This window comes from Nitratireductor sp. OM-1 (genome assembly GCF_003296175.1).
GTDB classification, from domain to species: domain Bacteria; phylum Pseudomonadota; class Alphaproteobacteria; order Rhizobiales; family Rhizobiaceae; genus Nitratireductor; species Nitratireductor aquimarinus.
The window spans coordinates 3,766,858-3,788,778 of the sequence record NZ_CP029208.1; the positions used below are offsets into that span (position 1 = coordinate 3,766,858).

Below are 21,921 nucleotides of genomic sequence, written 5' to 3' on the forward strand. Positions count from 1 at the left end.
AGTCTGCATACCCTCAAACACGGTGGATAGAGCCCATCGCAAACAAATGCATTGCTTGGCTTGCCATGACGCATGCCCTAATTTCGGTCTGCGTGCAGGAGAGATTCTCGCGCGCTGGGGCGTTTCCGCATTTCGGGCTGTTCCGATGCTCCAGTAAAATGTAGATCGTCCTTTGTGCGCCGAGATGGACGCACGGCGATATGGCAACAGAATTGGGAAACACAATGCCGCTACAGGCCGATCTTGACGCAATCGACTGGAAAATTCTGCGCGAGCTTCAGGCCGACGGCAAAATGACCAATGTGGAACTGTCGCGGCGCGTCGGCATTTCCGCCCCGCCCTGTCTTCGCCGTGTCAAACGGCTCGAAGAGAGCGGCATCATCAAGGGGTACCGCGCCCTCCTGAATTCACCGGCCCTTGGTCTCGACGTGGTGGCGTTCTGCCTCATCGGGCTGCATTACCAATCCGAGACGGAGCTCAAGACGTTTGCCGAGCGCACGCTCAAATGGCCAATCGTGCGCCGCGCATGGATGGTGTCGGGCGATTCCGACTTCATGCTGCATTGCGTGGCCCCGGACCTCACCACCTTCCAGACCTTCGTGATCGAGCAGTTAACCTCCGCGCCCAATGTCGACACGGTGCGCACCGCGCTCACCATCCGCCAGGTCAAGGACGAAGGCCTCGTCGCCATAGACTAGGCACGCGGAAGCCGCATATCGCGACTTCCTGCACTTACCCGGCATTGCTATTCGTAGTTTTCGAAATCGGGCGCGGGCACCAGTTGCAGAATGCGCCGGTGATATTCGAGCGTGAGCGGCGCAAGCACATCCCCAAGCAGAAAGCTCCACGGCACCGGGTAGCGTGAAGGCCCGTCGCCATAATCAACGCCCGGCACTTCCTTCGGGTATCGCGCGGGATTGGCCTTCAGATGCGGCAGAAGAATATCCAGCCGCTTTTCGACAATCGAAAGCCAGCGACCGGTCAATTCAGTGTCAGGCCGGAAGATGAAAGCGCCGTTGCCGATCACATGCGCACGCAGCCGCTTTGTCCTGCGATAGCGCCAGGCCATCTCCAGCGCACCGGCCGGCCTATCCAGAAAATACCGCTGGCCCGCGATTTTCGACTTATGGAAACGCGCCGTGCCACCCGGCACTTCACCATATCCCGCGCCAAGCGCTTCTTCACGCTCGATTGCCTCAAATGCGGGTTTCCATGAAGCGTGGCAGCGCTTGATGTCCGTGTAGCCGCCACCGAAATGATGCATGAAATAGGCGCGCAGATAATCGGACTGGTGGATCGGCGAAAGAAACGCGAACCCCGCATGGAAGGGCCGTCCAGGCAGAACAAAGCTCGCAAGCGTCTGCTCGGTCACGAGGTGGATCCTGCATTCGCTTGTTGTCTGTGTTCGAAGCCCCTCAAGCCGCGTTTCGGAAAGCTCCGCTGGCCCCAGCCAGAACACGAAAATGCGGTCTCGCCAATCAGGTGCGATCTGATCACGACTGGAAAGCCAGGAAGACGGATCCTGCATCTTAACGGAACTCCACGACCTGCCGCCGGCGTTTACCGGCAAGCGCCATGAGTTTGTTTGTCAGCGTCCGGCTTTCCTTGCCCCAGACCTCGCGCAGCCTCTCGCCTGGCGGCAGCCTGCGCTTCACCTTGTCGTCGCGCCCTTCAATGCTGGTGTGCGGGTCATGCGTTCTGCCGTCGCCCGTCGTTTCCCATTGCTGAACGCAGATCGCCGGTGAAAGCTGATAGATCCTCGATGACTTGAAGACCGGCGAGAGACCACTGAAGAGAAAATCGTCCAGCGCCTCGCAGAATGCTTCGCTCTGCGACAGAAGCCTCTGCGCGCAATCGCGCGAGACGATGTAACCCGCCGCGCAATAGTGCGATGAACGCAGACGATGGAGCGCTCGATCATCGACAGCACCACGGGCTTCTGCGTCCAAAAAGACACGGGATGCGGTCGTCTCGATCTTCACGATATCCGCGTCCTCGGGGATCCAGGCAGTGTCGCCCAGAACCGCGCCGGCATTCTCGCCAAGCAGAACATCATCCTCAAAGACAGCGCCAAAGCGCCCGCCATCCTCAAGCAGGGCGCGCCAGCAGGCCCGATGGCTCAGAAAACAGCCGACCTCGCCCGGCGTCAGCCGTCCCCAGCGCCCTTCCCCGGAAATGTGCCGATCCAGCTCGGACTGGTCCAGCAATCTGCCGTCGACGCCTTCGACGCGCGTAACCTCAAGCCCCGCCGCCCCGAAACGCTCGCGGAGCAGCGCCAGGCGATCTTCTGCCCTGCGAAGGTTTATCAGGTATAGCTTCATTTACTCGACACTGCCAATTTATTGCAGAAATCAGATTAAACCGACTCCTGAGTCGCAATAAACGACCTTATAAAATATCAATTGCCGCATAAATCGGGCGAGATCTAATTTAACCAACAAGAGCCCATCATTGTGGTGAGATCCGTCCCTTCCTTTCAGCGGAAAGGGACACGCACCCAGCGACGGTCGGAGAAAAGTCCGGTTACCACGCCGCTGATCACCCCACCCAATTGCTCGAAGGGGCGCGCCGCTTCACGGCGCAGCTTGTCAAAGCCCGTACGCCGCTTGGTGCGCCGCTCACCCTGCAGAGCGCTGCCAAGCGCCTGACCGGATGCCGGTTTCAGAAAAACTTCCTGGATCGCCACTGCGGGCATCAGCTGATAGATCGGCCTGCCATGCCACCCCGGCACCGTACGGTTGAACAGAAACTGATCCGCAGGATCGCAAAACGTCTCCGTCAGCGCCAGCAGTTCGCGCGCGCAGTCACGGGAGATGATGTAGGCGCCCGCACCGGCATAATCGCGATGAAGCGCGAAGACGCCATGGCCCGCAATTTCCGCCACGGGAACCTTGCCCACAAGGGTCTTGAAGCGTGACGCCTCCACCTTCACGATCCCCCCGTCGGCAGGCATCCAGTCTCCACTGGCCAGCACTTCCCCGGCATTCTCGCCCAGAAAGAGGTCGTCCTCGCACACGAGCGTGTGGTTTTCCGCACTTTCCGCCGCGATTTCCCAGCATTTTCGATGGGAAAGAAAACAGGCCACCTCACCCACGCCGAGTTCGTAGAAATTCGGTTTGCCCTTTCGATACGCCGCAATGGTCTCGTCGGAAAGCCGGGCGGCATCAACCGCCGCAACACGCTGAAACGCGAGCCCATGCGCGGAGAACTCCTTGCGCATGTGTTGAAGACGCTTTTTCTCCCGGTCGAGATTGATGACCAGGATTAGCATCGGTCTGCAGCCGACAGGCGTCGCACGGCCTGCCTGTACATGAAGCGGTGATACTCACGCGAGACCCGCTGCCAGGGCGTCTTGCCACCCTGAATCGTGCTGCCGCCCGTCTCTTGCGTGCGATCGGAAACGCCAGACGGAACAACGCAGACCGGCGTAATGCCCGTCAGCCAGCGCATCTGGAGAAATGTGTCCACCGGACGGTCGAAACGTTCGCTGAGATTGAGCAGTTTTTCCGCCGTTTCGCGCGAAACCAGCTGGGCAGACGTGCGCAATTGCGTGATTTCGGGCGAAACCACGTCAATCCCATCACCGCGTGCGACAGTGCGAAAAGCGCCTTTCACAGGCCGCGTCTGAAACTGCACATAGGCAGCCCCCTTGCAGGCGGCCTTCCCCATCTCAAAGCAGCGCCCGAAAAGCGCGACGTCGAGCGCCACATCGTCTTCGATGACCAGCCCCGCATCGAGCCCGCGCTCCACAATCATGCGCCACACCTTGCGGTGCGACAGGAAGCAGGCGACTTCGGATTTGCGCAGGGCGAACGGATAAGCCGGCCTGTGAAGCTCCTTCACATAATGGCCTGCGATCTCTTCATCGCTCATTGCCTGACCGTCCACCGCGTCCACCACGCTGGCCTTGACCGGCAGTTCTTTCAGAAGATGATCCACCTGCTGTCGCCGGGCGGTCGCGCGCTGAAGGTGAATGATGAAGCCTTCGATCTTCACTTTGAAGCCTTTCGCCACAGATCCTCATAGATCCCGTTCAGCGTTTTTGCCTCACCTTCAAGGGGAAAATGCGACCGTGCATGCAAAAGCGCTGCATCGGCTGCCCTGCCCCGCAACGCGTCGTCGTCCATGTAACGCGCTGCCGCAGCGACCATCGCACCGAGATCATCAACGGCAACAAGCGTGCCCGCACCGCTATTCTCCAATAACTCGGAGAATGCGCCCACATCCGTGGCCACGACAGGCACCGCCGTCGCCATGGCTTCGAGCGGCGTCAGGCCGAACCCTTCCCAGCGCTGCGGCGCGATGAAAAGCGAAAGCGCACGGTACCAGGCGGGAATATCCTCGCGGGTGCCGACGAAATGAACACGGTCGGCAAGTCCGGCAGCGCGCACCTTTTCCTTCAGCCCTGCCTCGAAAGCGGCGTGCGGCTGCGTCGCCTGACCGGCGATGATCGCAGACCAGCCCGGTCGCTCCGGCAGCAAGGCAATCATCGCATCGACGAAGAGATCGGTGCCCTTTTGATGCCGTACCCGGCCAAAGCAACCGACATAGCGCTGCCCTTCAGGCATGCCGACAGCCGCCGCCCCCTCGGCGGGGCCTGGCGGCGGCGAGAAGCGCGTGGTGTCGATGCCATGCATCACAACCTGATTGGGGACCTCGAGATAGCTCGCCGTCTTGCGGCTCGTCGCCACCACGCGGTCCATGCGGTTGATCAGAAAGCGCGTCCAGCGCGTGTGATGACGCTGGGAAGCGGAGGTGAAGACCAGTTTCAGGGGCGCGCGGAAAACATCACGCAGCACCACACCGGCCAGCATCTCCGGATTGCGCCGGGCATGCCAGACACGGAACGGACGGTTATGGGGTTTCAGCAAAAGACCCGGCACCTGCCACCAGCGCAGCTTCGGCAGTGTGTCGGGAAGGCCCGGCCCCACGGTTGTGATGGCCAGGCTCTCGGCCTGTTTGGGCACCAGTTGCACGATTGTGCTGGTGACGCCCGAAAGCCGCTTCTTGAAGTTCGGGGCCACCACTTCCACGTCTCTGACGGGAAGTGGCTGGCCGCTCGCGCTTGCGGGCACTTTGCCGGACATGGTCAGCCGTAGCGGACTTCTATCACTTCGTAGCCCCGCGCACCGCCCGGAGCATTCACTTCGATGGAATCACCAACAGCCTTGCCGATCAGCGCACGCGCGATGGGCGAGGAAATGGAAATACGACCGGCCTTCACATCGGCTTCCTGATCGCCAACGATCTGGTAGGTCTTTTCCTCTTCCGTGTCTTCGTCGACCAGCATCACGGTTGCACCAAACTTGATGGTGTCGCCGGACAGCTTCGACACGTCGATCACTTCAGCGCGGGCGATGTAATCCTCGAGTTCGCCGATGCGGCCTTCATTGAGGCTCTGCGCCTCCTTGGCTGCATGATATTCAGCATTCTCCGAAAGGTCGCCATGCGCGCGCGCCTCGGCAATTGCCTCGATGATGCGCGGGCGCTCTTCCTGCTGACGCCAACGCAGCTCTTCCTTCAACGCCGCAGCTCCGGCGAGCGTCATCGGAACCTTGATCATTTCATTCACCTTCCAGACATGAAAACAGGAACAGCTTCCGCACGCGATGCGCGAAACGCCGCCCTGCCACAGGCGCAGACATAAAAAGAAACGGTCCGAAAGCTTCTGCCTGCGGAACCGCTTCTCATGACCCCTGTCAATATAACAAGGTCATGACGTTTTTCACGCAAATTTTTGCGTTCCGAACGTACAACTGCTCCAATCGCGAACAAATCTGTCTTGCCTGAATGTGGCTACATCCTGTCTGTTGACGGAATCGCGTAATGGGAGAAAGTTTCATGCACAACCTGGTCCTGCGAACAGCTCTGGCTTCCGCCCTTCTGGCCCTGCCCTCATTTGCGGCTGCCAAATCGTTTGCCACGGACAAGGTGACCGTCTCCTCCGAAACGCTCGCGCGCGGTCTTTCCAATCCCTGGGGGCTCGATTTCCTGCCCGACGGCAGCGCTCTCGTCACGGAGCGGTCGGGCCAGTTGCGCCTTTACGCCGATGGCGCCCTCTCGGCTCCCATTCCGGGTGTGCCCGCCGTCGCCGAAACCGGACAGGGCGGGCTTCTGGATGTTGCAGTCGCGCCGGACTTTGCCGAGACGGGAACGATCTTCCTCTCCTATTCAGAACCTGGTGAGGGCGGAGCCGGCACGGCCATCGCACACGCCCGGCTGGTTCTGGACGGCGAGACCCCACGACTTGAAGACGTGACCACCATTTTTTCGATGAACCGGAAAACCGGGGCCGGTCAGCATTTCGGCTCGCGCATCGTGCTGCATCCCGACGGAACGCTGTTCTTCACCATCGGCGACCGCGGCGAAGGCGGCCGCGCGCAGGATCCCACGGATCATGCCGGCTCCGTCCTGCGCATCAATCGCGACGGCAGCATCCCGCAGGACAACCCATTTGCAAACACGCCCGACGCCGCGCACGAGATCTGGTCCATGGGGCACAGAAACCCGCAGGGCATGGTCTTCGATCCCGTCACCCAGTCGGTCTGGACGGTGGAACATGGCGCGCGCGGCGGGGATGAAGTCAATCGCCCCGAGGCCGGCAAGAACTATGGCTGGCCGGTCATCTCCTACGGGGTCAATTACAGCGGAACGCAGATCGGTCAGGGAACCGAAGCCCCCGGCTACGAACAGCCGGAATATTACTGGGACCCCTCCATCGCCCCGTCGGGAGCGGCTGTCTATGAAGGCGAAATGTTCCCCGAATGGGAAGGTGATCTTCTGGTTGCGGCCCTTAAATACCACCTCGTTGCCCGTCTCGAACGCGATGAGGACGGGGAAATCACCGGTGAGGAACGCCTGTTCCGGGGCGCGTTCGGCCGTATCCGCGATGTGAATGTCGCGCCTGACGGTTCGATCTGGCTTCTGACCGACAAGCGCAAGGGTGAGATCATCCGCATATTCCGACCGGAATAGCCCGAAACTTTCCTGCCGTTCTGGACCATAGGCCGCCGGGCCTGCGGCCCTTGCGCCGCAGGGTTGCGCTGCGTAAGGAATACGCTCTTTCTACGATCCGGATACGCGCATGACACGGGTTCAGGCCAATCTTCTTCTGCTTCTTGCCGGCGCCATGTGGGGCATGGGCTTTGTTGCCCAGTCCACGGCCATGGATGCGATTGGCCCGTTCCTTTTCATCGGTCTGCGCTTTGCAATCGCCTGCCTCTCGGTGCTGCCCTTCGCCCTGTGGGAAAGCCGCCGCAGCACAGCGAGCCTGACGGTTCTGGACAAGCGCAATTTCGTGGTCATCGGCGTGCTCCTCTTTGCCGGCATGGCTGCGCAGCAGGTGGGGCTTCTTACAACGACCGTCACCAATTCCGGTTTTCTGACCGGGCTTTATGTGGTGATGGTCCCCTTTCTCGCCGTCCTCCTGTTTCGGCAATGGCCGCACCGGATTGTCTGGCCGGCAGCACTTTCCGCCCTTGCCGGCATCTGGCTCCTTTCCGGCGCAGGCAAGGTTTCGCTCCAGATCGGCGACTGGCTCACGATCCTCTGCGCCCTGTTCTGGGCTCTTCAGGTGATCATGATCGGGCGCAGCGCCAGCCACACGGGGCGTCCCGTCACCCTGTCCGTGACACAGTTCGGGGTAACTGCCGTCATCGCGCTCGCCATCGCTTCATTCATAGAGCCCATCGATCTTGCCGCCATCCGCATCGCGCTGCCGGAAATCCTCTATGCGGGCGTCTTTTCCGGCGGCATCGCCTTCACGCTGCAGGTCATCGGCCAGCGCTATACGACAGCGCCGCAGGCAGCCATTTTCCTCTCCACCGAGGCCGTGTTTGCCGCCCTGTTTGGCGCGATTTTCCTCGGAGAACGGCTTCCGCCGCTTGGCCTTGCCGGCTGCGGACTGATCTTTGCGGCGATCCTTGCCGTCGAGATCGTTCCCGCCATCCGCAGCCGCCGGCGAAGCGTGGCCTGAGCGTTTTCTCACGGAGCGATCGACAGGCATCGCGCTTTCAACATTTTCTGCGCTATCATGATAGCGTTTGCTGGAGGATATGGACGTGCAGAAGCCTGTCGAACGAGAATGGGAACTGTCGATCGATCCCGACACAGTGCGCCTGCTCGCAAGCAAGGCGCGCGCCATCAGCGCCGGCCTCAACAGCGACTATGACGACGGCCATGAGCATGAAGTGGAGATCGATGGCGAAGCGCGCGACACCCACCAGCATGACGGCCTCATTGAAGAGGAAGAAGAGGATCTGACGGAAGAGGAGTTCCGCGAACTCGTGGCCGACCTCAACGTGGATGAAGCGGCCGAACTGATGGCGCTCGCCTGGATCGGTCGGGGCGACTACGACATCAGCGAATGGTCCAATGCCGTCAATGACGCCAAACAGCACGGCGCAAAACGGGTGGCGACCTATCTTCTCGGCATGCCGATGCTCGGCGACTGGCTGGATGAAGCCCTCGACGCCATTGGCGCGCGATAAAGTGCCGATCAGAAAAAGCGCTTATTTCCCGATTATCGGGTTTTGATGCAATCAACCCGCATGATCCACAGACCTGCCGTCCGGCGCGCCTTTCGGCCCATTCTGCTCAGTCTTTTCGCGCTGACACTGTCTCCGGCGCAGAGTGTCCTTGCCGAAAAGGGCGGGCGCATCACGCTTCCCCCTTCGGGACCCATTCCGCATATGCGGGGTGAGGTAAAGCGTCAGGAAATGTCGGTCGTTGTGCCGATCCCCTCTCCGCGCCCGACCGACAAAGACAAAGGCAAAGAAAAAGAAAAGGCCGGGACCAAAAAGGATCAGCCAGCACCGCAGCGCAAGGATCAGCCCAGACCACAAAGCACACCGAAGGAAGAAACAGCCTGCCGCAAGGCGCTGTCCGAGCTTGGCGTCACCTTCGAGGATCGGGAGCCGATTGGGGACAAGGACATCGGCTGCAGCATCCCGCATCCCCTTGTCATCAAAGACCTGTCGCGGAAGATTTCGCTGGAGCCTGAAGCCACGCTCAACTGCACGACTGCGCTGGCGCTGGCCCGCTTCTTCGCCGGGCAGGTGCCAGCCCTTGCTCGCAAGCACCTGAAGCAACCCATTCGTTCCGTGCGTCACGCCTCCGCCTATGTCTGCCGCGCGCGCAACGGCACGAACACGCTCTCCGAACACGCCTTCGGCAATGCGCTCGACATTGCAGCCTTCACGCTGGCAGACGGCACCACACTGACCGTCTCCAAGAAGGACGACCCCAAGAGCGACGGTGCGCGCTTTCTCGACGCGTTCCGCAAGGCGGCCTGCGGCCCGTTCCTCACCGTGCTCGGTCCCGGCAGCGACGCGGACCACGCCGATCACTTTCATCTGGACATGAAATCGCGCCGCAACGACCGCCCCTATTGCCGATAGGTCCTCCCCCTCGCCACAAAGACGTCACAGGTCTGAACGGCGTCACTGATACTTCCTTTACCTTGACGCGCTAACCTTCAGCTTCTCTCAGCAAATTCGAGAGGTGACGGGGGCGTGTTCATGGCGGGTATTCGAGTTGACAGGCTGGTTGCACCGGTGCGGCGTCCGCGCGTGCGGCTCATGCTCGCCGGCCTGACGCTTGCAACCCTCTCCGCCTGTTCCGTCAGCGATGTGATGTCACCGCGACCGTCCGTGGATCTCGGTGTGCGCACCGCTGCCGTTCCCGCGGCCACGGTGAGCCAGATCGCACCGCCAGCGCCAGTCATGCAACAGGTTGCGCCGCCGGCACCGGTTCAGGCTCAGCTGGTGCAACCCGCAGCACCGGCTGCATCACCGGCGCCGGCCAGGGCGCAGGGCCTTCAGGCGCTCGTCCCGTCCAATCCGATGATGGTGTCCTATCCGCGTTTTACCGTACCGCGTGACGAAAGCTCCGCGCGCGTCATGCCGCCGGAAGAGGTCGCATGTCGCAAACGCCTGAAACGCCTGGGCGTCCAGTATCAGGATCTTGAGCCGATCAATGATGGCGGCGCATGCCGCATCGACTGGCCGATCAAGGTCAGCGGACTGTCCGGCGGCATCGAGATGGCGCCCGCCGCAACGCTTAACTGCCAGATGGCCGAAACCTTCGCCCGCTGGACAAAGAACGAGCTCGCACCAGCCGCACGCACCCGCTATTTCACCGGCATCGGCAAGATCCGCCAGGGCTCGAGCTATTCGTGCCGACGGATCGCCGGAACCAGCGTCGCCTCGGAGCATTCCAAGGGCAACGCGCTCGACGTGATGAGTGTGGAACTGAAGAACGGACGCGAAGTCGATGTGCGCAAGCCCGGCTTCTTCGCCTTCCGCCAACGCGGCCTGCTCAACTCGGTTCGCGCCGAAGGCTGCGACTATTTCACCACCGTTCTCGGCCCCGGCTACAATTACGATCACCGCGATCATTTCCACTTCGACCTGAAGGGCCGCCGCAACGGCTATCGCGCCTGCAAGTAAAGCTGTGCGCTGAAACAGTCATACACACACACCAAGGCTCGCGCCGTCCTTTCCGGGGTGCTAAAGAGCAACCATGCTCATCGTTGAAATCGTCATTCTGTTCGTCCTCATTCTCTTCAACGGCTTCATGGCCATGTCGGAACTTGCCGTGGTGTCGGCAAGGCCCGCGCGCCTCAAGTCGCGCGCCGATCAGGGGCAGCGGGGTGCGGCCCGCGCACTGGCGCTTTCCGCCGATCCCGGCCGTTTTCTCTCCACGGTGCAGATCGGCATCACGCTGGTCGGCGTCCTTTCCGGCGCCTTCTCCGGCGCAACGCTGGGCACCCGGCTTTCGGAATGGCTGATTACGCAGGGCTTTTCGACCAGCGTGGCAAACCCGCTTGGCGTCGGCATCGTCGTGGCGCTCATCACCTATGTGTCGCTGATCGTCGGCGAGCTGGTGCCCAAGCAGATCGCGCTCAAGAATGCCGAAGGCATTGCGGTCAAGGTTGCGCCGATCATGGGGCTCCTGTCACGCATCACCCTGCCCCTCGTCTGGCTGCTCGACGTGTCGGGCCGTCTGGTTCTGGCGCTGCTCGGGCAGAGCGCGGAATCGAGCCAGCGCGTGACGGACGAGGAGATCAGGACGCTGATCGCCGAAGCCGAGAGCAGCGGCACCATCGAATCCGACGAACGCCGCATGATCGCCGGCGTGATGCGTCTTGCCGACCGCAAGGCGCGCGCCATCATGACGCCGCGTGGCGAAATCGACTGGCTGGACCTTTCGGCGGGCGAAGAGGCGCTGGCGGCCAACCTCAAGACTTCGGGACACTCACTCCTGCCGGCCGGCGAAGGCTCGATTGACGAGATTGTGGGCGTCGTCAAACTGCGCGACCTTCTGGCGTCCGATCTCGCGGGCGAGCCCCTCGACATTCGCGCCCATGTGCGCCCTGCCCCCGTCGTGCATGACATGGCGGATGCGCTGGATGTGCTTTCCATCCTGCGCGAAGCTGACATGCCCATGGCGCTTGTGCATGACGAGCACGGTCATTTTGAGGGCATCGTCACGCCGTCGGATATTCTGGAATCGATTGCCGGCCTGTTCCGCGCCGATGCCGAAGAAGGCGAGATGGACATTGTCGAGCGCGCTGACGGTTCGTGGCTGCTGCCGGGCTCCATGCCCGCCGACGAAATGGCGGACCATCTGGGCTTCACCCTGCCGCTTGACCGCAGCTACACGACGCTCGCCGGCTTCCTTCTGTCCGAGTTCACCCATTTGCCGAAGACCGGCGAAAGCACCGATGCGATGGGCTGGCGGTTTGAGATCATGGATCTCGACAATCGCCGCATCGACCGTGTTCTGGCGACCCGCCTCGACGAGACGCCGGAGGCCTGAGCGCCGTGCGTCCATTCGGACGCACAAAGCACGCTCCAGCCTGTTGAATCTGCGCACCGTGCTTTCCGAAAATCAATTCCGATTTTCGGGCCGATGCGCCAAGCCTCACTCCTCCGGCGGAACAGGCGTCGGCTTGCCATTGACGTCGAGCGCCACCATCACGAAATCCGCATGCGTCACCATCTCGATGGTCGGCGAGAGATAACGCTGCGCCCAGGCTTCCACCTTGAGCCGGATCGACGTCCGCCCCACGCTTTCAATGTGCGTGTAGATGCACAGCGTGTCGCCCACCTTCATGGGCTTGGCGAAGGCCATTTCCTTCACCGCTGCCGTGACCACGCGGCCATGCGCGCGCTCGGCGGCGCGAATGCCGCTGGCAAGGTCCATCTGCGCCATGACCCAGCCACCGAAAATGTCGCCGGCGGCATTGGCGTCACCGGGCATTGCCTGTGTGCGCAGCGTCAGATCGCCGGTAGGGTTTTCCGGTGCATTCATGGTTCCTGGTCCCTTCATCCTGTCTGAACCGGGCGTAGCTGCGCGCCAATGACAGGTCAAGAATCCTGCCGCATGGCTCCGCCCCAATATCCGGCACGCCGCACCTTTCTCACGAAGAATGCAGCGAGATTTTTCGATTCTGCGTCAAAGCCTTGGCGCAACAACGTGAATCATTGCGCGAAAAACATGAATCAATACATCAACATCTTGAATCGATGGATGAGGTTTTACCGTAAACGTGCGGCAACGGCTCGCATAACCGCAGGCAGCGCCCGCCGGTCTCGCCACTTTTCACCAGAAATGCTTCACGGGGAAAATCTCGGTGGTGGTCTGCCGCCGCTCATCCCGAACGGCGACGCAACACGATCTCACCACAACACGGTTAATAGCCGTTTAACAACTTACTGACGGTGCGCTCCAGAAGTGCTTCGCCGCCGGGGTTCCACCCCAGTGCGCGCAGCCGTTCGGTGTGCATCGCATTGACGGCACTGCGGTCGGCAGCCTCCGGCAGCGTATTGCCGCATCCCGTTTCACGCGCCACCAGCGCCAGAAGATCGCGACGGTCGAGCACCAGATCGGACACGTTGAAGAGGCCCTGCGCAAGCGCCGTCACCGGTGCTTCCAGCATCAGCCGCACCGCGGATCCGACATCCTCGCCATGCACCTCAGTCGCCGCGCGCGGCGTGATCTCACGGCCGGCCAGATAGTCTTCGAAGAGCCCCGCCCATTTGTGCCGCCGCCCGATGCCAGCCGGCCCGTAAACGCCGGTCACCCGAAGGCTGACGCCTTGAAAGCGGTCATCACAGAGCGCGGAAAGCGCCTCTTCGGCAGCAAGCTTCACCTCGCCATAAAGCGTATCGGGAAGGCACGTCTCCGTCTCATCCAGCATCGCACCGGGCGCACGCGGCCCATAGACGGCGCGCGTGGAGAGGAACACCGTACGGGAAACCCCAGCGGCCCTTGCCGCGCGAAAAAGGGCAAGGCTGGCATCGAGATTGCGCCGCCGAAACCCTTCCGCGTCATCGCCCTCGCCGCCCCGGTATTTTCCGGGTGCATGGTCGAAGGCTGCATGCACGAAGAAATCCGCCCCTTCGAAAAGGGCAGTCGATATGGACGCCGGTTCGAGGCGAAGCGGGGCAAAGGCAACGGGCTCAGAAAAGAAACCATCCGGCGGGGCATTGCGCCCCATGATTGTGACCCGGTGCCCGGCCGTCAGCAGCGCCTCGACGATGAAGCGGCCGACAAGCCCGGTTCCGCCGGAGACGATGCTGTGCGGCATGCTCATGACGCGGGGTTCGCCAGCGTATCGATGTCGGGAATGTTCTCGCCCGAATGATAGGCGTGCCAGAGATCGATGAGCGGCTTGAGCTCGCCCGCCCTGGGATGATCGCGCTCCCACGGCTTTTCATACTGGTAGTGAACCACGGAAACGGACTTCCAGTCCCACAGCTCCGGCAGGTTGAACCAGACATATTGCAGCATGTTGAAGAACACCGGCAGGCCATGCCAGTCGGGAAAGAAATCCTGCAGAAAGGTCTGGTCGGTGCGCCGCCAGAAGGCGTCGGGCCGGTCGAGCCGCTCAAGCATCGCAGCGAAGGTCGCCTGCGATGGCTGCGCGACAAACACGCCGGAGTTCAGCCGGTGAAAATCCGCCAGCCCCTCATAGACATTGGGGCAGCGGAGAATTCGGGATAGCCGAACAGCCGGTCGATATTGCGCACGACAACGGCGTCGGCGTCGATGAACACCACCCGCTCATATTCGGTGAGCTGCCACAGGCGCAGCTTGGCGAAATTGTCGAGCGGCGTGTGGAAGGCCGGCTTGTTGCCCTTGGTGAAGGGCGCATTGGCGTGAAGCCGCGCCCGCTGATGCCGCTCATTGAAGGCATCGGAGGTCGGCAGAAGCTCCGCCGGCACCAGAAGCGCGCCAAGAGCCGCAAGCGGCTCCAGCGCCTCGGCCGGCGTGCCGCCGGTGTGCATCACCACAAGATCGGCATCGGCGCCCGTCAGCCGCAGGGAGCGCACCAGAGCCAGTGCGCCCATTGCATAATCGGCATTGGTGACGAGCGTCACATAGGCCTGTTTCGGCATTGGGAGCGCCGCTTAACCGACGCTCTTGAGGCGCTTGCCCTCGGGATCGCGCTCGATTGTCGGCGCGATGTCCTTGGTCCATGCGGAAACGGCGGGAATGCGCGAACGGTCGACGCGGTAGTCGAACTTCTTCGCCACATCCACCACTTCGGCCAAAAGCCCTTCCTCGAGCGTGATCGGGTTGAGGCCCAGCGCAAGGAACTTGTCGTTCTTGACCACGAGTTCGTTTTCAGCGGCTTCCTTGCGCGGGTTGGGCAGATAGGCCACCTCGGCGCCGGTCATGCGGGCGATCATTTCGGCCAGATCGCGAACGCGATGCGTCTCGGTCATCTGGTTGAAGATCTCGACGCGGTCGCCGCGCTTGGGCGGATTGGCGAGCGCAATCTCCACGCAGCGCACGGAATCCTGGATGTGGATGAAAGCGCGCGTCTGACCGCCCGTGCCGTGAACGGTCAGCGGGTAGCCGATGGCCGCCTGGATCAGGAAGCGGTTGAGCACCGTGCCATAATCGCCGTCGTAATCGAAGCGGTTGATGAGCTGCGGATGCTGCTTCGTCTCTTCGGTGTGCGTGCCCCAGACGATGCCCTGGTGCAGGTCGGTGATGCGCACGCCGTCATTCTTGGCGTAGAACTGGAACAGAAGCTGATCCAGCGACTTGGTCATGTGGTAGATGGAGCCCGGATTGGTCGGGTAGAGGATATCGAGCGAAGCCGTATCGCCCGACAGCGTCTCGACGCCAACCGGCAGATAGCCTTCGGGAATGGCTGCGCCGACCGAGGAATAGCCATAAACGCCCATCGTGCCCAGATGCACCAGATGCGCGTCGAGGCCGATCTCCGTCATCGCGTTGAGCAGATTGTGCGTCGCGTTGACGTTGTTATTGACCGTGTAATTCTTGTGCCGGTCGCTCTTCATCGAATAGGGCGCGGCGCGCTGCTCGGCAAAGTGCACGATGGCGTCAGGGCGATGCTCATCGAGCCACGCCTTCAGCACATCGTAATCGCGCGCAAGATCGATCAGGTGGAAATGGATGCGCCGTCCGGTCTCCTGATGCCAGATGCGCGTGCGCTCCTGGATCGAATCCATCGGGGTCAGCGACTGGACACCGAGCTCGGTGTCGATCCAGCGCCGGGACAGATTGTCAACGATATGAACATCATGTCCGCGTGCCGACAGGTGAAGCGAGGTCGGCCAGCCGACGAATCCATCGCCGCCAAGAACTGCAATCTTCATGGAATTCTGCCTCCGGTAATCAAAGCATCAGGCTATGGGAACCATTCGATTCCCTTTCAGAGAGCCCCCTTAGCAAAGTTTTATGACAGTTTGTTCCGAAACAACACACAAAAGGAAACCGGCCCCGCGTGGAGACCGGCTTCCCGTTCAGGTGAGAGTGGGCAGAATTACATTTGCGCGTCTACGGACGTCACCTCATTGGTCGTGTCATCGATGGTCAGCGTAACCGCCGCTCCAGACGCTATGCTGGCAAGATCGACGCCCTCACCAGCGGTGTAGACCGTGCCGTCGTCAAGCGCGATCGTCCGGGTCTCCGCATCCACGGATTGCACCGTGCCCTGCACTTCGGCGGCATAGGCCGAGAGCGTGAGAAAACCGGTGGCGGCCAGGGTTGCGAGGATCTTCTTCATCAACAGAACTCCCTTTGTTGCTCAACTGTCGGCCCAGTCCCCGGTGACAGTTCTTGGGGGAAGCGGGAACCAGGCCGACGGACAGAAAGATGGGGCGGAACACCGCCAATCTCAAATCAATCAGAGTGACCATCCAAAACACGGCCTGCGCCAAAGCTTTGCCGCAATCGCCACTGCGGCGGGCACTCTCCGCGCAACAACGCGCAATCGCAACTTTGGTTCAATCAAGCCGTGCTGCAAAGCAGACAAAATCCATGAAATGCGCGTTCACATCCGCGCGTGTTTTTTCCGCGTTCCGGCAAAGCCCGATAAACAACGGTTACCGAACGCACCCGACACGTGAATCGGGCCGGCGCCTGAGGGAAGCACCGGCCCGCGAATGACCGCGATGAATGGGAGAGAGGGAGAAAGCGGTGATCCGGCGTCCGCTCGCACCTCCTTTCCTTTGCTGCGTTTCAGAAATGAGGGTTAGAGGCGACAGCGATGACGATAGCCGTCGTAGCCGAGGAACGTATCGCTATAGGCATCATAAGAGCGGTACCGCGCATGACAGCGGGCCACATGGCGATCCCAGGCGGAAGGAACGCCGTAAACAGGTGCAGGGCCGTAATACCGGGCGCGGGAGTCCGCGATCAGACCACCGGCGATGAAGCCGCCAAGCCCGGCAATCGCAGCCGCCTCACCCGGAGACAGGCTGCCGGCGCGGCTCTCAGACGGCGCAAACGAAAGCGCGGAAGCGGTGAGCGCGAGAGCGAGCAGGCCACGGGCGAAAATGCGTTTCAGGGTCAGGGTCATTTCATCATCCTCCTTTTGCAACGAAGGGCCGGCCATCTCGGCCGTCCGATATGCGTCTGTCGCGGAGGTAAGCGAAAAGGTTCACGCGCCCGGGCATTTTTTTGCCTTCGGAGCTGTCGCATGGGCGCAACATAGATTCGCCATAATGGAAAGAGGAAATAAACGTGTTACCGTATAGCGTGGGGCGAAGGTGGACGGCGGCAGAGGAGGTAACGCACGCCGACCGCAGCTCAACGACAGAGGAGGGCCGGACGATGGCCAAGTCTGGAGTACCGCATATCAGCGCCGGCATCTATGACGCAGCAGAGATGGCTGAAATGGAAAGCGCCATCGAAGCTGTCTGCAGCGAACTTGGCATAAAGCGTAGCGACAACAAGACCCGCGAACGTGTGGCAGGACATGTCATGCGATCATGGGCCGATGGACGCCGCACACCGCTCAACCTGGTTCAGGCCGGACTGGACGGCGGAACGCGGCTGGAAGCTTAGAGCATCAGCCGAACAGAGACTGCCCGACGCGCCGTGGCGCGAAAGGGTTTTGCTGCGCCCAGCTTCTCCCCCGAACGCTCTCGGAGAACCAGCGGACGCTGTCCATGACTGCGTCTCTCGCTTTGCCCGCCGTCAGGCCAGAATCACAAGCAGCGCGGCCAGAAACCATGGCAGCGCTGCAATCGAAACGAACTCCAGATTCAGAAACTCCGATAGCGTAACGGCGCAGTCCGGCCGCCAGCCATTGCGACCGCACATCAGGCTCTTCGCCATGCGCCAACACGCAACCGATGCGAAGAAGGTGATCATCGCCTGCACGGAACAAGAGAACTCCCGCCTTTTCCCTCCGGGACCCCGGGCCGGCTGAGGAGCCCCTGCATCGCCTCCTATGGCATATCGACAACAGGGCCGGACGAAAACGGAGTATTTCACACAGAAACACGTCGTGATCATTCCGCTCGCGCTCCGAACATTCTATCTTCGTGGGCGTGTTCGTCCCAAACAATGCCGGGGCCTTTCAGGAATGTTCTTCGCCCGCAAACGCTCCACCCCCGTGGTGGCAGCGCTCGTCATGATTGTCGCATTTTCGTCCGCGCCTCCGGAAGGAGCAGCTGCGGCGGAACTGGCGTTCGACATGACGGCGATCCATGCGCGGCAGCGGGCGCGCGCGGCCGACAGCGAAGCGCGGCAGCTCTCCATCGTTCGCGAGCGGATGGCCAATACGCGCCAGCTCAGGGCGCCTGGCGGCAATGCCGAGGCAAGCCTCGTGCGGCTGCATGTGAAGCGCAGGCACGGTCATGATGCTGAAAGCCGGCTGCTCGACACACGCCGGATCGTCGCGGCGGAGAAGCTGCGACGCACACCAAGGCTCGCCCGCTGGATGGGCGGCAAGGCCGTGCTGAGCGAAACGCGCGCCAATGACCGCCGCGCTTCGGCGTTCTCCACCAAGGGGCTGGCGTTTGGCGCAGATTACCGGGTGAGCCCGCGGCTCCTGATCGGGCATGCAACGGGCCTTGCCTATGACCGCTCGCCGCTTGCCACCGATATGACCTATTCGACACGCATCCTGAGCCAGACCCTCTATGGCACGCTGTTTACCGGCGACCGGACCTATCTGGATGTGGCGCTGGGCGCATCGCGCAGCAGCTTTTCAGGATGGTCTTCGCGTGGCGTCCGGGCTCCGGGCGGCGAAGGCGACCGACTGTTCGCCATGCTGCGCGCCAGCCGCGCCTTCACACTGGATCGGCTCAAGCTGCGCAGCTATGGTGAAGCCACGTTTTCGCACATGCGCTTCAGCGGCGCGGCCAGCGGCCACCGCAATGAAGCGGCGAAGATGAAACTCGGCCTGACCGGCGAAACCCGGATTGAAACCCTGCGCGGACGGGTCACGCCGCGCGCAGGGCTGGAATGGAGCGCCGCCCGCAGCGAACGCACCGCGCCCGGCGCAACGCAGAAGGTGCGCCGCCTGGAAGACAGCGCAAAGATCACGACCCGGGCGGGTTTCGACTGGGCGCTCAATCCGCGCGCGACGCTGACCACGGATTATGGCCTGAGCGCCGACACGCGCGGCAGCGGCAGAAAGCAGACGCTGAAAACCCGCTTCACTCTCCGCTTCTGACGCCGCTCCAGCGCATTTTTGGCACAGCCCTGCCGACGCTTTCCGGCCCTGTCTCCTCCATTCAGAGCGCGTAACGCACCCGTAAAATTGCCTCCAGAGTACTTCCTCTACCGGGGGGCACCTCAATCATGGGGTGCAACCTCACGCTTACCCGGAAACGGAAAACCGGGCGAACATCCAATGGGAGGGGAATTTGAGCGGAATCAAGGATGCCATCAGGCGTCAGATCGACACGAGTGGAACACTGCTATTACGTGTATCCAAGACACTTTCGGACGACGGCTTTTTCGAGGAGCCCGCCAATGGCGGCTCCATGGCCTGGACATTGACACATCTCTTTACGCTGCAGGACTGGGCGCGGAACCGCGTCTTTGGCGGTGTTGAACCAAGGGTCGACCGCGCGTCCCGCGAAGCCTTCAAGGGCGGGCGCGCCGTTTACGATGAAGACCGCGACCGGTTCGGCACAAGGCGAGAGATCGAGAACGCCTTCGCCAATGAGCAGTACCGCACGATCGCTGCACTGAACGCCTTCGATGTGGCCAAGTGGGACCAGCCAACCCCATCCGGTTGCCGCTTTCCGGCCTATGGAGCCCTGTGGGAACACCTCGCCGCGCACAATTACTGGCATCTGGGCGCACTCTCGGTGAGCCATCCCCACATCCTGCACCTCACACTGGTGGCGCCCCGCTTCTACAGCGTGGATCCGGAAGAAATGGCGGCTGAGGGAGTATGACAATGCCCGGACAAGACACACATCACGCAGCAGCTGCCGAAGAACTGGCGCGCTTCTTTCAACTCCATGTCGCGCTCGACCGCCCGATCGAAATGTGGTCGGAGCGCATCGACAGACACTGGCACGACATGTTGCCCGGCAGCGAGACCGCCGCGCCGGGCACATCCTCTTCGAAAGCCCATGAAGCCTATGACCGGTTCTGCATCGAGGCATGCGGCCGGCGCATCATCCATGCCGAAGGCAAGGGTCACGGGCTGATTTCATGGACTGCTGAATATGAAAAGCGGTTTGGAGAGTTGCCCGAAATCTGGTTCATGAATGAGGCCGGCGCGGTGGACCGCCCTGCCCGTGACCACTATCTGCGAACCGGCATGGTCATCGCCTCGTGGGATTGCAGCCCGCTTCAGCCCGATCCGATGGAACGCAGGCCAAAGGACGACGGCAAGGACAGCGGGAAGACAGCACCTCCCAAGCCGATACGCGACAGCGACAAGGACAAGAAAACCTCCTCGCGCGGCGGGTAGGCCTGGCAATGCGCAAAGTCCGGGCACGGATGCGTCTTGCGGAGACGGGAGGAGCCGAGATTGACGGCTTCCTCACCGCCTCCGCCCGCTATTGCCCCTTCATCCAGCAGGCACGGGCTGCGGGCACGATCAGAACGTTCAAGCTGGCGCAGCGCGACGCCGCATGCGCCCCCACATACGACCCCACATGCGCCGCCGGCACGGCGCATCTGGAGCTCTTTCGTGATGCTCTCCACGGTCTGACCCACGCTTTCCTTGCCGAGCGCAGAAGGCTTGACCGCGTTCCGGGACGCCTGCTCTGCTACAATGTTCTGCTTGCCGGCCTGCCGGAAAACACCGATCACGCATCCTTTCTCGGCGCGCTGCACTGGCCACTGAAGCGGGACTACACGAAAGCCGGCCTCATGTTCGGCAAGTTCTGGCCCGGCGAAGACAGTCATTCCCCAAAACACCGGCAGGTAATGCCAAATGCCCCTTTCCCGCTGATCTCGATACGCAGCGCGCAAAGGCGCGGTGACGGGCGGTTTTTCAGCCGTTCAGCCGATCTGCTTCAGGATTACATAAGCTGGCGGGCAAGCGCTGAGACAGACCAGCCCCTCTCCCCCCCTGCCTCACAGCCCCCGTGAACGCTTGCAGCCTTTCTGATCAGGCGTCAGAGTTCGCGCAACGTATCGACAGCGAAGGAAAGGCGGCATGGATCATTTTGCAGGAGGGTGCCTGTGTGGCGCCGTGCGCGTCGAAGCGAAGGGCCAGCCCGACAGGGTCGGGATCTGCCACTGCCTTGACTGCCGCAAGCACCATGGCGCGCTGTTCTATGCTGCGGCGGTCTTCCCGCAGGACAGGGTGACCATCACCGGCGAGACACGCGAGTATGAGGGGCGGCATTTTTGCCCGCGCTGCGGTTCATCCGTTTTCGCCAAGACCGGCGACGAAACCGAAGTGCATCTCGGCACGCTGGACGAACCCAGCCAGTTGAGCCCCTCCTATGAGTTGTGGAGCATCAGGCGCGAGGCCTGGCTCCCGCCCTTTCCGGTTGAAGAACGATACGAGCGGAACCGGGAAGACGACCAGCCACACTGAACCGGCCCCGCATCCGGCGCCCGTCCCTCATCGGACAGGCAGACCAGCTTCCCTGCGCCTCTTGCGGATAAGATCGCGGTTTTCGTCCACCTGCACGATCAGGTCGCGCAGTCCCAAGCGGATCGCGGCGAGATCGGAGGCATGGGTCGTTTTCGAGGTCAGGGCATTACCATGGGCGGCGTCCCAGTCCAGCGCCCACTTCATCGCCTCGATCCACTCATCAGGATCGGCGGCGATATATTCGTTCACCGGACGCCCGACGGATTCCGTCAGTGCGGAAAGCAGGATGTTTTCATCCTGCCCGGCATCGCCGAGCGCCGTTACAAGAAACCGGTAGCGCAACTGGCCGGCATACATCCACTTTGCCGCATCCAGTCCGCGCCCCTGCGCCATGAGGCGCGAAGAAAGAACGTAGAGTGCAGCCGGATGTGCCTCCGGCGCGACGTCAATCAGCTCCGGCGTGGACAGTGAATCAAAATCATCAATCGGCTGCGCCACCACCGCGCCCGACAGAAGAAGCGCGAAGGCGCAGGCAAGAATAGGTTTCATGATGCACTCGATTTCAGTCGCTTTAGGATGCCCGTCCGTACTGGATAGAGCCAGGCACCCTCGCCCTTCGACAGGCTCAGGATGAG

26 protein-coding genes and 1 pseudogene are annotated in these 21,921 nt (G+C 61.8%); 13 read left to right on the plus strand and 14 right to left on the minus strand.

Annotation, left to right across the window (positions count from 1 at the left end; translation table 11 throughout):
• The first annotated feature begins 224 nt into the window (after nt 1–224).
• A complete protein-coding gene (locus DEJ54_RS17930; protein ID WP_113155759.1) occupies nt 225–698 on the plus strand; it encodes an Lrp/AsnC family transcriptional regulator in 474 nt (157 codons plus the stop codon).
• A 47-nt stretch (nt 699–745) separates the two neighbouring features.
• Here DEJ54_RS17930 and DEJ54_RS17935 read toward each other — a convergent pair whose 3' ends face one another.
• The 6 genes from DEJ54_RS17935 to greA all read right to left on the minus strand — a co-directional run bounded on the left by DEJ54_RS17935 (nt 746) and on the right by greA (nt 5,563).
• Nucleotides 746–1,372 carry a hypothetical protein gene (locus tag DEJ54_RS17935; protein WP_162742336.1) on the minus strand — a complete coding sequence of 209 codons (627 nt, stop codon included), beginning with the start codon at nt 1,370–1,372 and terminating at the stop codon, nt 746–748.
• A 157-nt stretch (nt 1,373–1,529) separates the two neighbouring features.
• Nucleotides 1,530–2,321 (minus strand): glycosyltransferase family 25 protein, encoded by a 792-nt coding sequence (locus DEJ54_RS17940; protein ID WP_113155761.1) that lies wholly within the window; start codon nt 2,319–2,321, stop codon nt 1,530–1,532.
• A gap of 155 nt (nt 2,322–2,476) precedes the next feature.
• On the minus strand, nt 2,477–3,271 hold the full coding sequence (locus tag DEJ54_RS17945; RefSeq protein ID WP_113155762.1) for a glycosyltransferase family 25 protein: 795 nt from the start codon (nt 3,269–3,271) through the stop codon (nt 2,477–2,479).
• Nucleotides 3,265–4,014, minus strand: coding sequence for a glycosyltransferase family 25 protein (locus tag DEJ54_RS17950; protein ID WP_113155763.1), 750 nt, complete (start codon nt 4,012–4,014; stop codon nt 3,265–3,267). Before DEJ54_RS17950 ends, DEJ54_RS17945 begins: the two co-directional genes overlap by 7 nt.
• Complete coding sequence (locus DEJ54_RS17955) at nt 3,993–5,087, minus strand: glycosyltransferase family 4 protein (RefSeq protein ID WP_113155764.1); 1,095 nt, start codon at nt 5,085–5,087, stop codon at nt 3,993–3,995. The genes DEJ54_RS17950 and DEJ54_RS17955 overlap by 22 nt, the downstream gene beginning before the upstream one ends.
• 2 nt (nt 5,088–5,089) lie before the next feature.
• A complete protein-coding gene (greA, locus tag DEJ54_RS17960; RefSeq protein WP_113155765.1) occupies nt 5,090–5,563 on the minus strand; it encodes a transcription elongation factor GreA in 474 nt (157 codons plus the stop codon).
• Nucleotides 5,564–5,841: 278 nt separating this feature from the next.
• On the opposite strand from greA, the gene DEJ54_RS17965 reads away from it, so the two are divergent.
• From DEJ54_RS17965 to DEJ54_RS17990, 6 genes are all read left to right on the plus strand, one after another.
• Nucleotides 5,842–6,975 carry a PQQ-dependent sugar dehydrogenase gene (locus tag DEJ54_RS17965; protein WP_113155766.1) on the plus strand — a complete coding sequence of 378 codons (1,134 nt, stop codon included), beginning with the start codon at nt 5,842–5,844 and terminating at the stop codon, nt 6,973–6,975.
• A gap of 109 nt (nt 6,976–7,084) precedes the next feature.
• Nucleotides 7,085–7,975, plus strand: a complete 891-nt coding sequence (locus tag DEJ54_RS17970; RefSeq protein ID WP_113155767.1) for a DMT family transporter — start codon at nt 7,085–7,087, stop codon at nt 7,973–7,975.
• 85 nt (nt 7,976–8,060) lie between these two features.
• The gene (locus DEJ54_RS17975) at nt 8,061–8,489 is read left to right on the plus strand and encodes a DUF3775 domain-containing protein (RefSeq protein WP_113156382.1); all 429 of its coding nucleotides are present in this window, start codon (nt 8,061–8,063) and stop codon (nt 8,487–8,489) included.
• 60 nt (nt 8,490–8,549) lie between these two features.
• Nucleotides 8,550–9,398: an extensin family protein gene (locus DEJ54_RS17980; RefSeq protein ID WP_113156383.1), complete on the plus strand. Its 849-nt coding sequence runs from the start codon at nt 8,550–8,552 to the stop codon at nt 9,396–9,398.
• Between the two features lie 120 nt (nt 9,399–9,518).
• On the plus strand, nt 9,519–10,448 hold the full coding sequence (locus tag DEJ54_RS17985) for an extensin family protein (protein ID WP_113155768.1): 930 nt from the start codon (nt 9,519–9,521) through the stop codon (nt 10,446–10,448).
• Between the two features lie 73 nt (nt 10,449–10,521).
• Nucleotides 10,522–11,820: a hemolysin family protein gene (locus DEJ54_RS17990; protein WP_113155769.1), complete on the plus strand. Its 1,299-nt coding sequence runs from the start codon at nt 10,522–10,524 to the stop codon at nt 11,818–11,820.
• Nucleotides 11,821–11,925: 105 nt separating this feature from the next.
• Here DEJ54_RS17990 and DEJ54_RS17995 read toward each other — a convergent pair whose 3' ends face one another.
• From DEJ54_RS17995 to DEJ54_RS18020, 6 genes and pseudogenes are all read right to left on the minus strand, one after another.
• On the minus strand, nt 11,926–12,315 hold the full coding sequence (locus tag DEJ54_RS17995; RefSeq protein WP_113155770.1) for an acyl-CoA thioesterase: 390 nt from the start codon (nt 12,313–12,315) through the stop codon (nt 11,926–11,928).
• Between the two features lie 382 nt (nt 12,316–12,697).
• Nucleotides 12,698–13,594, minus strand: a complete 897-nt coding sequence (locus DEJ54_RS18000; RefSeq protein ID WP_371685983.1) for an NAD-dependent epimerase/dehydratase family protein — start codon at nt 13,592–13,594, stop codon at nt 12,698–12,700.
• 2 nt (nt 13,595–13,596) lie between these two features.
• Nucleotides 13,597–14,405 (minus strand): annotated as a pseudogene (locus tag DEJ54_RS18005) (glycosyltransferase).
• 12 nt (nt 14,406–14,417) lie between these two features.
• Nucleotides 14,418–15,638, minus strand: coding sequence for an NAD-dependent epimerase/dehydratase family protein (locus DEJ54_RS18010; RefSeq protein ID WP_113155772.1), 1,221 nt, complete (start codon nt 15,636–15,638; stop codon nt 14,418–14,420).
• A gap of 167 nt (nt 15,639–15,805) precedes the next feature.
• The gene (locus tag DEJ54_RS18015) at nt 15,806–16,048 is read right to left on the minus strand and encodes a DUF1344 domain-containing protein (protein WP_113155773.1); all 243 of its coding nucleotides are present in this window, start codon (nt 16,046–16,048) and stop codon (nt 15,806–15,808) included.
• 468 nt (nt 16,049–16,516) lie between these two features.
• Nucleotides 16,517–16,843, minus strand: coding sequence for a BA14K family protein (locus tag DEJ54_RS18020; protein ID WP_371685921.1), 327 nt, complete (start codon nt 16,841–16,843; stop codon nt 16,517–16,519).
• Between the two features lie 254 nt (nt 16,844–17,097).
• Between DEJ54_RS18020 and DEJ54_RS18025 the strand changes: the two genes are divergently transcribed.
• Nucleotides 17,098–17,331 carry a hypothetical protein gene (locus DEJ54_RS18025; RefSeq protein ID WP_113155775.1) on the plus strand — a complete coding sequence of 78 codons (234 nt, stop codon included), beginning with the start codon at nt 17,098–17,100 and terminating at the stop codon, nt 17,329–17,331.
• Nucleotides 17,332–17,463: 132 nt separating this feature from the next.
• Here the strand turns inward: DEJ54_RS18025 and DEJ54_RS23265 are convergent, their stop codons facing one another.
• The gene (locus tag DEJ54_RS23265; protein ID WP_162742337.1) at nt 17,464–17,649 is read right to left on the minus strand and encodes a hypothetical protein; all 186 of its coding nucleotides are present in this window, start codon (nt 17,647–17,649) and stop codon (nt 17,464–17,466) included.
• A 205-nt stretch (nt 17,650–17,854) separates the two neighbouring features.
• Here DEJ54_RS23265 and DEJ54_RS18030 point away from each other — a divergent pair, with 205 nt between their 5' ends.
• The 5 genes from DEJ54_RS18030 to DEJ54_RS18050 all read left to right on the plus strand — a co-directional run bounded on the left by DEJ54_RS18030 (nt 17,855) and on the right by DEJ54_RS18050 (nt 21,286).
• Nucleotides 17,855–18,949 carry an autotransporter outer membrane beta-barrel domain-containing protein gene (locus DEJ54_RS18030; protein WP_162742338.1) on the plus strand — a complete coding sequence of 365 codons (1,095 nt, stop codon included), beginning with the start codon at nt 17,855–17,857 and terminating at the stop codon, nt 18,947–18,949.
• A gap of 193 nt (nt 18,950–19,142) precedes the next feature.
• Entirely contained in the window at nt 19,143–19,682 is a 540-nt protein-coding gene (locus DEJ54_RS18035; RefSeq protein WP_162742339.1) for a DinB family protein, read from the plus strand.
• Between the two features lie 2 nt (nt 19,683–19,684).
• Entirely contained in the window at nt 19,685–20,206 is a 522-nt protein-coding gene (locus DEJ54_RS18040; protein WP_113155778.1) for a hypothetical protein, read from the plus strand.
• An 8-nt stretch (nt 20,207–20,214) separates the two neighbouring features.
• Entirely contained in the window at nt 20,215–20,832 is a 618-nt protein-coding gene (locus DEJ54_RS18045; RefSeq protein WP_162742340.1) for a DUF6875 domain-containing protein, read from the plus strand.
• Nucleotides 20,833–20,899: 67 nt separating this feature from the next.
• Entirely contained in the window at nt 20,900–21,286 is a 387-nt protein-coding gene (locus DEJ54_RS18050) for a GFA family protein (protein ID WP_113155780.1), read from the plus strand.
• 27 nt (nt 21,287–21,313) lie between these two features.
• Here the strand turns inward: DEJ54_RS18050 and DEJ54_RS18055 are convergent, their stop codons facing one another.
• Entirely contained in the window at nt 21,314–21,835 is a 522-nt protein-coding gene (locus DEJ54_RS18055) for a hypothetical protein (protein WP_113155781.1), read from the minus strand.
• Between the last annotated feature and the right edge of the window lie 86 nt (nt 21,836–21,921).

What these genes read in the sequence shown, in the direction of transcription:
- DEJ54_RS18030 (WP_162742338.1), top strand. Translation starts at nt 17,855, where the DNA reads ATGTTCTTCGCCCGCAAACGCTCCACCCCCGTGGTGGCAGCGCTCGTC.
- DEJ54_RS17945 (WP_113155762.1), bottom strand. Translation starts at nt 3,271, where the DNA reads ATGCTAATCCTGGTCATCAATCTCGACCGGGAGAAAAAGCGTCTTCAA.
- DEJ54_RS17990 (WP_113155769.1), top strand. Translation starts at nt 10,522, where the DNA reads ATGCTCATCGTTGAAATCGTCATTCTGTTCGTCCTCATTCTCTTCAAC.
- DEJ54_RS17995 (WP_113155770.1), bottom strand. Translation starts at nt 12,315, where the DNA reads ATGAATGCACCGGAAAACCCTACCGGCGATCTGACGCTGCGCACACAG.
- DEJ54_RS18040 (WP_113155778.1), top strand. Translation starts at nt 19,685, where the DNA reads ATGCCCGGACAAGACACACATCACGCAGCAGCTGCCGAAGAACTGGCG.
- greA (WP_113155765.1), bottom strand. Translation starts at nt 5,563, where the DNA reads ATGATCAAGGTTCCGATGACGCTCGCCGGAGCTGCGGCGTTGAAGGAA.
- DEJ54_RS18020 (WP_371685921.1), bottom strand. Translation starts at nt 16,843, where the DNA reads ATGACCCTGACCCTGAAACGCATTTTCGCCCGTGGCCTGCTCGCTCTC.
- DEJ54_RS18050 (WP_113155780.1), top strand. Translation starts at nt 20,900, where the DNA reads ATGGATCATTTTGCAGGAGGGTGCCTGTGTGGCGCCGTGCGCGTCGAA.
- DEJ54_RS17970 (WP_113155767.1), top strand. Translation starts at nt 7,085, where the DNA reads ATGACACGGGTTCAGGCCAATCTTCTTCTGCTTCTTGCCGGCGCCATG.
- DEJ54_RS17930 (WP_113155759.1), top strand. Translation starts at nt 225, where the DNA reads ATGCCGCTACAGGCCGATCTTGACGCAATCGACTGGAAAATTCTGCGC.
- DEJ54_RS18015 (WP_113155773.1), bottom strand. Translation starts at nt 16,048, where the DNA reads ATGAAGAAGATCCTCGCAACCCTGGCCGCCACCGGTTTTCTCACGCTC.
- DEJ54_RS18025 (WP_113155775.1), top strand. Translation starts at nt 17,098, where the DNA reads ATGGCCAAGTCTGGAGTACCGCATATCAGCGCCGGCATCTATGACGCA.
- DEJ54_RS17940 (WP_113155761.1), bottom strand. Translation starts at nt 2,321, where the DNA reads ATGAAGCTATACCTGATAAACCTTCGCAGGGCAGAAGATCGCCTGGCG.
- DEJ54_RS18010 (WP_113155772.1), bottom strand. Translation starts at nt 15,638, where the DNA reads ATGAAGATTGCAGTTCTTGGCGGCGATGGATTCGTCGGCTGGCCGACC.
- DEJ54_RS17985 (WP_113155768.1), top strand. Translation starts at nt 9,519, where the DNA reads ATGGCGGGTATTCGAGTTGACAGGCTGGTTGCACCGGTGCGGCGTCCG.
- DEJ54_RS17980 (WP_113156383.1), top strand. Translation starts at nt 8,550, where the DNA reads ATGATCCACAGACCTGCCGTCCGGCGCGCCTTTCGGCCCATTCTGCTC.
- DEJ54_RS17955 (WP_113155764.1), bottom strand. Translation starts at nt 5,087, where the DNA reads ATGTCCGGCAAAGTGCCCGCAAGCGCGAGCGGCCAGCCACTTCCCGTC.
- DEJ54_RS18000 (WP_371685983.1), bottom strand. Translation starts at nt 13,594, where the DNA reads ATGCCGCACAGCATCGTCTCCGGCGGAACCGGGCTTGTCGGCCGCTTC.
- DEJ54_RS18055 (WP_113155781.1), bottom strand. Translation starts at nt 21,835, where the DNA reads ATGAAACCTATTCTTGCCTGCGCCTTCGCGCTTCTTCTGTCGGGCGCG.
- DEJ54_RS17965 (WP_113155766.1), top strand. Translation starts at nt 5,842, where the DNA reads ATGCACAACCTGGTCCTGCGAACAGCTCTGGCTTCCGCCCTTCTGGCC.
- DEJ54_RS18045 (WP_162742340.1), top strand. Translation starts at nt 20,215, where the DNA reads ATGCGCAAAGTCCGGGCACGGATGCGTCTTGCGGAGACGGGAGGAGCC.